The organism is Streptococcus oralis (assembly GCF_015561235.1).
In the GTDB taxonomy this organism is placed as follows: domain Bacteria; phylum Bacillota; class Bacilli; order Lactobacillales; family Streptococcaceae; genus Streptococcus; species Streptococcus oralis_BK.
Map to the genome: position 1 here is coordinate 1,273,661 of NZ_JADMTC010000001.1, position 12,612 is coordinate 1,286,272.

General features: G+C 37.7%; 14 protein-coding genes and 1 pseudogene. 10 read left to right on the plus strand and 5 right to left on the minus strand.

Annotated elements, in window-relative coordinates; genetic code table 11:
* Positions 1-105: 105 nt before the first annotated feature.
* Together I2H52_RS06480 and I2H52_RS06485 are read right to left on the minus strand one after the other, a co-directional pair.
* Complete coding sequence (locus I2H52_RS06480) at positions 106-2,517, minus strand: flavocytochrome c (protein ID WP_195594803.1); 2,412 nt, start codon at positions 2,515-2,517, stop codon at positions 106-108.
* A 25-nt stretch (positions 2,518-2,542) separates the two neighbouring features.
* On the minus strand, positions 2,543-3,151 hold the full coding sequence (locus tag I2H52_RS06485; RefSeq protein ID WP_007520775.1) for an NADPH-dependent FMN reductase: 609 nt from the start codon (positions 3,149-3,151) through the stop codon (positions 2,543-2,545).
* A gap of 218 nt (positions 3,152-3,369) precedes the next feature.
* Here I2H52_RS06485 and I2H52_RS06490 point away from each other — a divergent pair, with 218 nt between their 5' ends.
* The 5 genes and pseudogenes from I2H52_RS06490 to I2H52_RS06510 form a co-directional block, all read left to right on the plus strand.
* Complete coding sequence (locus I2H52_RS06490) at positions 3,370-4,575, plus strand: OFA family MFS transporter (RefSeq protein WP_195594804.1); 1,206 nt, start codon at positions 3,370-3,372, stop codon at positions 4,573-4,575.
* 315 nt (positions 4,576-4,890) lie between these two features.
* Positions 4,891-5,205 (plus strand): YdcP family protein, encoded by a 315-nt coding sequence (locus tag I2H52_RS06495; RefSeq protein WP_000420682.1) that lies wholly within the window; start codon positions 4,891-4,893, stop codon positions 5,203-5,205.
* Between the two features lie 15 nt (positions 5,206-5,220).
* Complete coding sequence (locus I2H52_RS06500; protein ID WP_000985015.1) at positions 5,221-5,607, plus strand: YdcP family protein; 387 nt, start codon at positions 5,221-5,223, stop codon at positions 5,605-5,607.
* Between the two features lie 28 nt (positions 5,608-5,635).
* Positions 5,636-7,021, plus strand: a complete 1,386-nt coding sequence (locus I2H52_RS06505) for an FtsK/SpoIIIE domain-containing protein (RefSeq protein ID WP_000813488.1) — start codon at positions 5,636-5,638, stop codon at positions 7,019-7,021.
* 264 nt (positions 7,022-7,285) lie between these two features.
* Positions 7,286-7,516: pseudogene (locus I2H52_RS06510) on the plus strand (transposase); the annotation flags it as partial.
* A 55-nt stretch (positions 7,517-7,571) separates the two neighbouring features.
* On the opposite strand, the gene I2H52_RS06515 reads toward I2H52_RS06510, so the two are convergent.
* From I2H52_RS06515 to I2H52_RS06525, 3 genes are all read right to left on the minus strand, one after another.
* Positions 7,572-8,180: a DUF1269 domain-containing protein gene (locus I2H52_RS06515; RefSeq protein ID WP_195594805.1), complete on the minus strand. Its 609-nt coding sequence runs from the start codon at positions 8,178-8,180 to the stop codon at positions 7,572-7,574.
* A gap of 81 nt (positions 8,181-8,261) precedes the next feature.
* Positions 8,262-8,810 (minus strand): TetR/AcrR family transcriptional regulator, encoded by a 549-nt coding sequence (locus I2H52_RS06520; protein WP_195594806.1) that lies wholly within the window; start codon positions 8,808-8,810, stop codon positions 8,262-8,264.
* Between the two features lie 323 nt (positions 8,811-9,133).
* On the minus strand, positions 9,134-9,427 hold the full coding sequence (locus I2H52_RS06525) for a helix-turn-helix transcriptional regulator (RefSeq protein WP_195594807.1): 294 nt from the start codon (positions 9,425-9,427) through the stop codon (positions 9,134-9,136).
* Positions 9,428-9,675: 248 nt separating this feature from the next.
* Here I2H52_RS06525 and I2H52_RS06530 point away from each other — a divergent pair, with 248 nt between their 5' ends.
* The 5 genes from I2H52_RS06530 (at position 9,676) to I2H52_RS06550 (ending at position 12,600) form a co-directional block, all read left to right on the plus strand.
* Positions 9,676-9,858, plus strand: coding sequence for a hypothetical protein (locus I2H52_RS06530; RefSeq protein WP_195594808.1), 183 nt, complete (start codon positions 9,676-9,678; stop codon positions 9,856-9,858).
* A gap of 225 nt (positions 9,859-10,083) precedes the next feature.
* Positions 10,084-11,076: a replication initiation protein gene (locus I2H52_RS06535; RefSeq protein WP_195594809.1), complete on the plus strand. Its 993-nt coding sequence runs from the start codon at positions 10,084-10,086 to the stop codon at positions 11,074-11,076.
* A complete protein-coding gene (locus I2H52_RS06540; RefSeq protein WP_000998327.1) occupies positions 11,073-11,276 on the plus strand; it encodes a DUF3173 family protein in 204 nt (67 codons plus the stop codon). The genes I2H52_RS06535 and I2H52_RS06540 overlap by 4 nt, the downstream gene beginning before the upstream one ends.
* Positions 11,263-12,402, plus strand: a complete 1,140-nt coding sequence (locus tag I2H52_RS06545; RefSeq protein WP_195594810.1) for a tyrosine-type recombinase/integrase — start codon at positions 11,263-11,265, stop codon at positions 12,400-12,402. Before I2H52_RS06540 ends, I2H52_RS06545 begins: the two co-directional genes overlap by 14 nt.
* Positions 12,403-12,480: 78 nt before the next feature.
* Positions 12,481-12,600 (plus strand): conjugal transfer protein, encoded by a 120-nt coding sequence (locus tag I2H52_RS06550; RefSeq protein WP_079261586.1) that lies wholly within the window; start codon positions 12,481-12,483, stop codon positions 12,598-12,600.
* The last annotated feature ends 12 nt before the right edge of the window (positions 12,601-12,612 follow it).

A 12,612-nucleotide genomic window follows, 5' to 3' on the forward strand; every position in this document is an offset into this window, starting at 1 on the left:
CTAACGAAGGTTGATGAGATTTTCGAAGAGTATTAGGAGGTCTTTATTTAATGATTATATAATACACAAGGAGACTTAAAATTCCCTTAATTTTTAAATCAATCACTAACAATTTTCTTTAACAGCTGTTTGACCTGCAATACGTCCAAAAGTAAAGATATCCGTAAGCGAATTTCCTCCTAGACGGTTACCTGCATGGAGTCCACCTGCGACTTCTCCGGCAGCATACAAACCAGGGATAATCTGACCGTTTTCATTCAAAACGTGTGTTAAAGTATCAATCTTGAGTCCACCCATTGTATGGTGAACGGCTGGTTTTCTTGGTGTTGCGTAAAATGGCGCAACCTCACACTTGAGATCAAAACTACCTTTATTAAATTCAGGATCAAAACCTGCATCTACATAGGAATTGTAATTCTTAATCGTTTCCACTAGAACTTGTGGATTTACACCAATCTGAACCGCCAACTCTTCTATCGTATCTGCACGATAGAGAGTACCTGCTTTGACTTGGGCATCGATTTTTTCTTGGCTAGTATTGTAGGCAGTTTCCTTGATACGTTCATCTGCGATTAGATAGAACAAGCCTCCATTATCAATCGCCGCTTGAGATAGCTTGTCTCGGCTACCGTACTCATCTACAAAGCGCTTACCTTCAGTATTTACCATGATGAAGTTTGCTGGAGGAACTTGAAGTCCTGAGAAAAGAGCTCCTGTCACTGGATCGGATACTGGCATCATTTGACTAAAGCCCATATCCACTAAATCTGCACCTACACTTTGCCCTAAAAGAATACCATCTCCTGTTACAGCTGGTGTATTAGATGTAGCAATATCATCTGCAATTTCAGTCCAGTAGGTATTGTATTTTTGTAGCATCTTTGTATTGGCACCAAATCCTCCAGAAGCTAGAACAACGGCATCTGCATTGACAATGATGGTTTGACCGTTTCGACCTTCTGCTCTGACACCCTTGACAGCCCCGTCTTTTACAAGCAATTCTTTAACTGGAGAATCTGTCAAAATCTTGCCACCATGTTCTAGAACATATTTTTGTAGGACGGATATAAAGGCATACCCCATTGGTTGAACCGGCTTATGGCCACGACGCCAAAGGGCTCCAACTGGCATTGTCACTTCGCTACGAACAAATTCAACGCCGATGTCTTCCAACCAACGAACAGACTCTAAAGCGCGCTCAGTTAGGACAGATACTAAATCATATTGGCCATGGATTTCATTTCCTTGTAAATCTTTTCGTTTCCCACCGATATAGGTTTGGATACGATAGAGCAAGGTAGAATCGAACAAATAGCTCGGGTTCTGCAAATACTGTTCAACCTCAACTTTCAAGGCTCTAAAGTCCTCTAGATATTCTGGATCAATCGTTGATTCATCTGTCGCAATCAATTCTTGAAGCGTATGTGCCTCACCTGGATGAGCTGCGAAGGTTCCTTGCCATGCTGGATCTGGTGCATTCATTGGACCACCTGCACGAACAGTATTTCCTCCAATTGCAGGAAATTTCTCAACAACAATTGGCTTCTTACCCGCTTGTAAGACTGCTGCAGCCGCAGCTAAACCAGCTCCTCCACCTCCGACGATGACAACGTCTGCCTGATAGGTCTTATCTTCTTTATCTAAGGCTGATGGAGCTTTGGAACGTTTCCGTAAAACATCTGGATTTGCACTGGCTTGTTTGACTGCACGCGCAACTCCATCTAAAACACCATTTGAAGTCACAGAAGCTCCTGACACCGCATCGACGTTCAAGGTCTGTCCCTCAATGATTTCTGCTGGAATACGGATAAAGACGACATCTGCGATTCCTGAAGATTCCCCAGAAGAATCGATTTCAATTTTTTCAATACGGTCCTCAGAAACCGTGACATCCATCGGTAATTTACCATTATGGCCTTCAGTTGTAACATGGTAAGTCCCCGGTTCAAAGCGGACTTCTTCAGGAAGATTTAGTTGGTTTGCGACGGATACAAAGCGAAGGAAGCGATAAAAACAACTATCTAGGAAATCAACGGTTCGCTCATCAATCAAATCTCCATTATCATCAAACGCTCGATGCGCTCGACCAAGTAAAAACTCACTACCTGGCATAGCTGTTGCATTTACCCCAGGAGCATCCAGAATCTGACGAAGATGAAGTTGGGCACGTGAAGAACCTTGAATATCGTAAGAAGCTCCGACAATCATTGTCGGCTTTCCGTCTAGCGGATGAATGTTAAAAGACAACCACTCGAGCAAGCTATTCAAACTTGATGGAATCGTATGATTGTGCTCGGGTGTCGAGATAATGACACCATCAGCTTCTGAAATAGCTTGATTAAACTTCTGAATAATAGGTGTATCTGTTTGATCATCTGTTTCATTGAACATTGGTACATCTGTTATCTCTAAAATCTCAATATCCGCTTTCTGAGCAAAATGTCTTTTCATAAATTGCAAGAGGTTGCGATTATAGGATTTTTTTGCATTAGTCCCAACAATAGCTACTAATTTCATGGATTGTTCTCCTTTCTTGAAATACTTATGCTTTCAACCATTCTTCCCAAATGAAAGATTTCTTACGATTTGTATCTTCTGGTTTGACCAAAGCCTTTGTTAATTCAACAAAGTTTTGAAACTCTGAAAAATGTTCTTCTAGTTCTGCAACCTTTTCAGGATTGTTCAAATGACACTCATCATCTAGGACTTGCTCAGAATGACCTAGAAAGAACTCCGTACCAGGCATAACTCTCGCTTTAAGCTCCGGCGCATCTAAAATCTGACGTAAATGTGCCTGCGCTCTAGATGTTCCTAGCAAACCGAGAGAAGCACCAACAATCATCGTTGGTTTATTGATTAAGGCACGACTGGTATAAGCAATCCACTCCAAAGCAGAGGCCAAAGGTGCTGGTATCGTGTGGTCGTACTCAGGTGTTGAAATAATGACACCATCTGCGGCAAGAATTTTTTCTGAAAAAGCTTGAACTTCAGCTGGCGCTTGCTTGTCCTCAGGTTCGTTAAATGCTGGCAATTGTTTGATTTCCAATACCTCAATGTCGGCTTTATCCGAAAAGTGCTTTTGCATAAATTTCAAGAGTTTCCGATTGGTTGAGCGATCTGAATTGGTTCCAACGATAGCAACTAGTTTCATCTTGGTACCCCTTTCATTTATTTAATCTACTTTCATTATACTACTTTAGAAAATCTTGTAAATCCTTGATAATAAAGACCGTGTTATTCTATCAGATTATCGTACTTTAGTACAAGTTCGTGAAAAAATTAACAAAATATCTTCTTAAACTATTGACCAGCTTCCTTAACTATGATATAGTCTTGGTGAAAAAATATACATTTAAGGAGGATGTTTTTATGAAAGAGACATTCAATCGTTGGAGGATTTTAGTCGCGTCTACAGCCATTCTTCTTTGCACAGGTGCCGTCTATTCCTTTTCTGTTTTTGCCGGACCACTTAGCAGCTCAACAGGCTGGTCCATGTCTGATATTATGTTAGCATTTGCTATCAACTCTGCAATCGGCCCTATCCCCATGATTCTCGGAGGTTATTTAGTTGACAAAGGTTATGTAAAATGGACCATCGCCCTCGGCGCTCTTCTATTTGCTAGCGGATTTTACTTAACCGGCTATGCCAATTCACCAGCCATGCTTTATTTGACCTATGGATTAATGGCCGGGCTTGGTCAAGGTTTTGCCTATTCGGGTGCGCTCTCCAATTCACTTCGTCTCTTCCCTGATAAACGTGGCTTAGCCTCTGGAATTCTGACAGGCGGCATGGGATTTGCCGCAGTCATCGCTTCCCCAGTCGCGAGCAATCTCATTCAACAACAAGATGCCTTCTTTGCTTTTCGTACAATTGGGCTAGTCTATATTGTTGTTATCATCTGTGCAATTTTCTTTATCAAGGCAGCTCCAAGCGGCTACCAACCAGCAGGCTGGAAAGCTCCAGTACAAACTAAGCAAGGACCTACTAATAAAAACTGGAAACAAATGCTACAAAGTCCTCTGTTTTACATTATCATTAGCATGTTCTTTGTTGGCGCCTTTTCTGGTTTGATGATTGCCTCTCAAGCATCACCAATCGGTCAATCAATGTTTGGACTCTCTACTGGTACTGCAGCTCTCTATGTCTCTCTTTATTCAATCGCAAACTCTAGTGGTCGTTTTATCTGGGGATCACTTTCTGATAAAATCGGTCGTTCAAAGACCTTATTGATTATTTATTCTGTCATTGTCCTAGCTTTATTCTCCCTAACTATCGTCCCTGGTCAACTCGGGTTTACCTTAGGAATTATTGGACTTGGTATCTGCTTTGGCGGTGTTATGGGGGTCTTCCCATCTATCGTCATGGAAAATTACGGTCCTGCAAATCAAGGAGTCAACTACGGTATCGTCTTCACTGGATATTCTTTAGCAGCATTTTTCGCTCCCAAAGTCGCAGTTCAAATGGCAATGGCTAATGATGGAAATTATAGTGTAGCTTTTTATGTTGCTATTGCTTTAGCCTTCATTGGACTTATGCTTACTATTTTTTATATGAAAAATAGCATAAAAATCTAGTTATCCGCATAAAAACTGGACTTATCACACTTTATCAAGGTCAAAACCACTCAATTTACTACTAATTTACTACTTATGAATGAGCTTTGATACGACGATTTATCCTTGAAAAGTGAAGATATAAAGATACTTCCAATAAAATTTGAATATTTAATAGGTAGACACTTCAAAAAATGAGGTGTCTATTTTTTTACCCGATTTTGAAAGGAAGTGAACTTATGAAAACAAAAAATCAAGAATCAAAAGGTCGTTCCCCACTCTTTAAGACCATCAAACATTCATTCAGCCAATAAAAAAGAAAGGATAGGTAAAAATATGGAACTTAAATTTGTGATTCCCAACATGGAAAAAACATTCGGCAATTTAGAATTTGCTGGCGAGGATAAAGTCGTTCAGCGAAGAATCAACGGACGGCTAACTGTCTTATCAAGAAGCTATAATCTCTATTCTGATGTTCAAAGAGCAGATGATATTGTGGTGGTGCTTCCTGCTGAAGCTGGCGAAAAACATTTCGGCTTTGAGGAACGTGTGAAGTTAGTCAATCCACGTATTACCGCAGAGGGCTACAAAATCGGCACTCGTGGTTTTACAAATTACCTTTTACATGCTGACGACATGATAAAAGAATAAAGAAAGAGAGGAAAAATGATGAGATTAGCAAATGGCATTGTATTAGATAAAGACACGACTTTTGGAGAATTGAAATTCTCTGCTCTACGTCGTGAAGTGAGAATCCAAAATGAAGACGGGTCGGTTTCAGATGAAATCAAGGAACGTACCTATGACTTAAAATCCAAAGGACAAGGACGCATGATTCAAGTAAGTATTCCTGCCAGCGTGCCTTTGAAAGAGTTTGATTATAACGCACGGGTGGAACTTATCAATCCCATTGCGGACACCGTTGCTACTGCCACCTATCAAGGAGCAGATGTTGACTGGTATATCAAGGCAGACGATATTGTGCTGACAAAGGATTCTAGTTCATTCAAAGCTCAACCACAAGCAAAGAAAGAACCGACACAAGACAAATAGTCGCTAGGTAGAAAGGAGACTTTTTCGCATGAAACAGCGTGGTAAAAGGATTCGCCCATCTGGTAAAGATTTAGTCTTTCATTTTACGATAGCGTCACTCCTGCCTGTTTTCCTGCTGGTTGTCGGACTGTTTCATGTGAAGACAATCCAGCAGATCAACTGGCAGGATTTTAACCTATCACAAGCAGATAAGATTGACATTCCCTATTTAATTATCAGTTTCAGTGTCGCAATTCTTATCTGCTTGCTGGTAGCGTTTGTATTCAAACGGGTTCGCTATGATACGGTTAAACAACTTTACCACCGTCAAAAACTGGCAAAGATGATACTTGAAAACAAGTGGTATGAATCTGAACAGGTCAAAACAGAGGGTTTCTTTAAAGATAGTGCTGGTCGTACAAAGGAAAAGATAACCTACTTCCCTAAAATGTATTATCGACTTAAAAATGGCTTGATACAGATACGGGTGGAAATCACGCTGGGAAAATATCAAGACCAACTCTTACACTTGGAAAAGAAATTAGAGAGTGGCTTGTACTGTGAGCTGACGGATAAAGAGTTAAAGGATTCCTATGTGGAATATACTTTGCTCTATGACACCATAGCCAGTCGTATTTCTATTGATGAAGTAGAAGCTAAAGATGGTAAACTTCGCTTAATGAAAAACGTATGGTGGGAATATGATAAGCTCCCTCATATGTTGATTGCTGGTGGTACAGGTGGCGGTAAAACTTACTTTATACTGACACTGATTGAAGCCTTGCTTCATACAGATTCAAAACTGTATATTCTTGACCCGAAAAATGCTGACCTTGCGGACTTAGGTTCTGTGATGGCAAATGTCTACTATAGAAAAGAAGACTTGCTTTCTTGCATTGAAACATTCTATGAAGAAATGATGAAACGTAGTGAGGAAATGAAGCAGATGAAGAACTATAAGACTGGCAAAAATTATGCTTACTTAGGTCTCCCGGCACACTTCTTAATCTTTGATGAATACGTCGCTTTCATGGAAATGCTGGGAACAAAAGAAAACACCGCAGTTATGAATAAGCTGAAACAGATTGTCATGTTAGGTCGTCAAGCTGGCTTCTTTCTAATACTGGCTTGTCAACGTCCAGACGCAAAATATTTAGGCGACGGAATCCGTGATCAGTTTAATTTCAGAGTGGCTTTAGGTCGTATGTCTGAAATGGGCTATGGCATGATGTTTGGCAGTGACGTACAAAAGGATTTCTTCTTAAAGCGAATCAAAGGTCGTGGCTATGTTGATGTAGGAACAAGTGTCATATCAGAGTTTTATACTCCCCTTGTACCAAAAGGATATGATTTCTTGGAGGAAATTAAAAAGTTATCCAACAGCAGACAGTCCACGCAGGCGACGTGCGAAGCGGAAGTCGCAGGTGTGGACTGATCTTGCTGGCTGGTGTGGCAATAGCCACGCCAGCACTTAACCCCCCGTATCTAATTCCGAGAATACATTTGAAATAAAAAAGAATGCTGACAAATCAACATTCTCTTTATGTTCATTTTGATAAACATTATAAAATTTGTCTGTTTAGCTACCAAAAAGCTACCAACAAATTTGGAATTATTTTTAATATGATTTATACCAAAAGTCAAGTATCAAATTTTCTAGATGATATGATTCTATTTAGATAATGATAATTTTTCTACTAATCATCCTTTTAAAATAGCACTAACAACCTTCATTCGTTATCAGAAATACATCACTAATGCCATTAAGCTTCCCTATTCTAATGCCAAACTTGAAGCAACCAATAAACTCATCAAAGATATTAAACGTAATGCTTTTGGTTATAGGAGCTTTGACAACTTTAAAAAACGCATTTATCTCGCTTTAAACAGCAAAAAAGCGAGAACATCATTTGTTCTCGCTAGAGCTTAACTTTGCCACCCACTACTGTTGACAAAGAGCCTAAATTCCATGAGATAGGCGTTCATTAAAATTTTAATTTATCAAATTTAGCTTTGACATTGGACTTGAATTCTTCAATTTTGGCTTGACGTTCGGCCTTGCGCTCTGCTTTCATTTGTGCACGTGCTTGATTGTAGAGATCAGCTTGGACTTTGAGAGCAGCTTCGACTTCAGCCGTTACAGTTGCAACATCCCAGCGAACGATCTCAGTGTCATATTTAGTGAAATAACCATCAATGACTTCTTCGTTAGTTTCTTGAACAAGAGCGATAATTGCTGTTTCACCTGCCACTAACTTGCGTGACACGACATCAATCAATCCTGATTCGGTTGTATCAACCGTATCACCAACAACTAACCCATAAAGACCGCCTGCTGCGCTACCATAGAGTGCACCAAGTGGACCAGCAATAAGTCCAACAAAGCCACCAATAAGACCCCCTGTCAGTGTTGCATCAGTAGTTGAATCATCAAAGTCAAAACGCTCTTTTTCAACAATACGACCTCCTTGATTTTCAACAAGAGCAATTTGAGCAACTTTTGTATTTTCAGTTTGTCTAAAGGCTTTTAACTCAGCAAAAGCTTGATATGCTTGACTTTCAGTTTTAAAAATTGAAACAACTAGATTTTCCATAAGGTTGCACCTCTTTCTTTAGTATAATCTAAGTTTACGCTAATATTGGACCATTTTCAAGAAATAGCATGCGACAAATATTCAATTTTGTCGCAGATTGGTCTTGAAGTTTTGCCTTGCCTGCTGGTATAAGGTGGTCATATCTTTAGCTAGTTCATCAGATTTAATGGAATGATCTGTAAAATAGAGTTCTATCAGTCCGAGCATTCCTGTACTATAAAAATGAACAATATATTTATTTTTACTCAATACATCCTTGTCAAAATTATTTACAGTTTGTTTATGGATAACATTCCAGAAAATCGTAAGTATCAACTCAAAGTATTTACTCCCTTTTAGGTGGCGAATGTGTTGTTTGAGAGTGTCTAATTTAAAAAGAAAAAGTTCGAAACTCTCAAAACTACCATCAGATAGAAATATGCGGTCTAAATCGGTTGTCAGTTCTGATTTAAGGCCATAGTTTAGCAATTCAAAAACATCAGGGAAATAGCGATAAAAAGTGGCTCGATGAATCCCACTGATCTGGCAGATTTTTTTGACAGAAATATGATCGAAATCAACTTCAATAAGTAAGGATTTTAATCCTTCCCAAACAATGTCGGGAACAAAACGTTCCTCTGACTGCGACATTTGAATTCCTCCTTGTAGAACGGCTCACTTGCAAGACATACTTTGAATTTAAGTGCAATCCTGCGAACGGAATCGAAAAGATGAAACAAGCACTTCAGGTATTTGAAATTCTAGGAGAACATAATATAAAAGCACAGTACCAAGAGCACTATGACAAATATATTAATCAATAGCATAAAGATAGTTAATCTTTAACCACCAAAAAGATTGACTATCCTGCCTTTCGTTTCTATTTTCCCAGCGTTTAATAAATGCTTTAGCTTGCTTTTTTTACTCCCGGATATTATTCACTTTGTGCTCTCCAACTACCACATTATTTTGATTTATTTATGTAATAAATCCTTTAAAGTTTTAATAATTTTGTTTTTATCTGCTTCTGTCAATTCATATTCTCTCAATAAACTAACAATTTCTTCTAGTCCGTCATCACGTCCTTTTAAAATCTCAAGAGACGTACCAAAGATTTCAGCTAATTTTTCTACTGTTTCATCTTTCGGATTTCTCCCTCCATTTTCCCACCTAGCATATTGAGCTTGAGCTACACCTAACCTTTCAGCAACTTCTAATTGAGTAAGTCCTGCATCTAGTCGGGCTTTTTTTATATTGTCTTTTAACATTTTAAAATTCCTTTCGTTTTTCTATTGACTTATAACCAAAATGGTTGTATTATACTTATATAACCAAAATGGTTATATAAAAACAAAGCATACAAAATAAGTGATACTAGTTAACTTTATGAGTATGCAAAAACACCCCAGAAAGCTCTGCAAAGCGTTATGAGGCTTTCGTTTAAAACCAATACAATTATACCAAAATGGTAATAAAAAGTCCATAAAAAGCGAGATATGGCTAGATTGAGGATATTATGAAATCAACACAATTGGCATTTAAAAACAACAAAATTAACAATACTCATTCTTTTTATTCGCCTAGTTTAGAAGAATATATTCAAGTAAATGATGATGTATTTAACGATATTCGAGACGAAGAAATTGAACTTCGAGCACTTGAACTGCTCTCGAGTTTTCTAGACAAGTATTTTGGCTAGTTTAAAAACTAATAAATTAGAGATTGGGAGACAAGTGCAAGGGCGCGGGCCGAAGGCAGAGCGCCCGAAGCTCGAAGTTCTCCCAATCTCTAACATAAAAGCTGGCGTTTCTAACAGCCAGCAATCAGATACACTTAAGGCAACGCCCTAAGTAACGAGTCATCGGCAAAAATCAATAGTAGCAACGAATTACGCAGATTTTAAGCATAGAAAGGAGGCGTTACATTGAAAAATACCATTCAATCTCTACGAGAATATCAAAGTCAAGTAGATTTATCAAAACTAGAAAAATCTATTTATATCAGCATTGATAGATTAACAGTAATCTTTGATAGTGAGAACCAATCACTTAGACGAATATTTCGTGAATTACGAAAATCACTCGATAATATAATTCAAGAATTTAGTATTCAAGAAAATCTAAGAGAAGACTATTTTACTCTTTATAAAACGATAAACGAAGATAGTATAAATCTAATTTTCTTTCAACTATCGGATTATGGTGGTTATCAAGTCATACGCCTAGACTTCAACCCAAACTCACTAAAAGAATTTGAAGGGTTACAAGTGTGGAGGCAGATTATGAATTACGCTCGATTAAATCGATTAGAAATTAGACTGTCACGATTAGACCTTGCTTTTGATATCTTTAATAGGCCAGAAATAGTTTTTTTACAACATATCAAAGGAGGGGTTAGTCATAAAATATTCTACGGTAGAGGGGGAAATATAGAAAGTAAATACTGGGGTGCAAGTGGTAGCAACGTTCAAGTACGTTTGTACGATAAGAATATAGAGGTAGTAAGTCACAAAAGAGCTGATAAATTAGATATAGAAAGCAAACCCTTTTGGTGGCGGTTAGAGTTCCAACTACGAACAAAGGCTATAAACGAGGAAACCATTTCAGAGATTTCTAAACGATTGGAGAATTTTAGCTTTTTTAGTCTTTCAAGTGTTCCAGATGATAGCAAAGCATTTGCTTATATCTTTCTCCATGAACCAGCACTCTTACCCGAATTATTCCCCTATCTGAAACCTAACACTATAAGAGTAAAAAAGACTAGACTTAGAAAACACCTAAAAGCATTTGATAGTAGCTCATTTTCTTTAGAACTTCAAGATGCACTTAAAGAACAAACCCCACGATTAAATAATGAACTAAAGCAATTAATAGGAGAATTCCTAGAGCTTACTAGTAAAGGAGAAATTGACTTATGAACGATAAATTAACTATGACAGTACAAGAAATTATGGACTTAGGCTTTTCAAAATGGACTGCTTATAATATTTTACGACAAGCAAAACATATTATGGTCGAGCGTGGTTTCGATTTCTATAACAATAAAGGACTTGGGACTGTTCCCGTATCAGTTGTGGCAGAAATACTTGGATTGGAGGAACTCCATGTCAAAAACTAGATATACCGGTGTTACGAAAGATGATAAAACTGGGAAATATACTTATTATTTTAAAGCTGGAGTTGACCTAGCTACTGGTAAACCATATCAAGAACGCAGACGTGGCTTTCAAACTGCAAAAGAAGCCTTTGAAGCACGAACAAGGGCATTGAACAAGGTACAACAAAAAGGAAGTATTAAGCATACTCAATGGACTTTTAAGCAGTTTATGGAAGAAGTTTTTATGCCAAATTATTACGCTACAACAAGTCCGGATCTCGAACACAGGCGTCAAGTTATATTCGATGAATTTATTCAATACTTTGGTAAGAAAAAACCTCGAGAAATTACTACTTATGATGTGATTAATTATAGAAACGGTTTATTAGAGAGATATTCAAATTCATATGCAAGAAACAAGATGACATTGCTTAATCAAGTTTTGAAAACTGCAAAAAAATATGGGTTGATTTTTCATGAGATTCCCACAAGTAATATCAGTCCAATTCCAATCATAAAAAAACATATAGATTTTTGGACAAAAGACGAGTTCCAAAAAGTAATACAATCACTTGATAAAAAGAGTTATTTTGAGCACTTTGTTTATACACTTTTTTGGCTATATTATTTTACGGGAATGCGTGTAAATGAAGCAACTGCTCTTTATTGGGAAGATGTAGACTTTGAAAAGAAAACTCTAGCAATCAATCACAACTTACAGTACATCAACCGTGAGAATTGGGTACGACGTAACAAACTAAAAACTGAAAGTTCCAGACGAACCATTGGCCTTGATGATAATACTCTAAACGTACTTAAGGAATGGAAAGAACGACAAGCAAAAGTTGACAAGATACCATTCGTTCTATCACTTGATGGAAATCCATATCGTAAACGTAGTATTAGAGACCAGATTCTAAAATATTCTAAACGTGCAGGAGTTAAATACATTCAACCAAAAGGTTTAAGACACTCCCATGCGTCATTACTTATTAATGAATATAATGTAAATGCTCTATATATTCAAAGACGATTAGGTCATTCTGATGTCAAAACTACACTTAGCATTTATAGTCATTTATACCCAAACGCTGATTCCGAATTAACAGATAAACTCAATCTGATATCAAGTGATTTTATCGACTAAATCTCTTTGGCTACCATATTAGCTACCAAAAAAAGGAAATACACCTCAAAAGCCTCATTTTAAAGGGCTTTTTTTCATATTTTCCCACTATTTCTAACAGGGGGGTACAAATCGACAGGAAACAGTCAAAAAAACATTAGAAAATCCTTTGGTTACAAGGGATTTACAAAATTTCAGCGTATGTCAAATGGGCTTTAAAAGTTGACATAC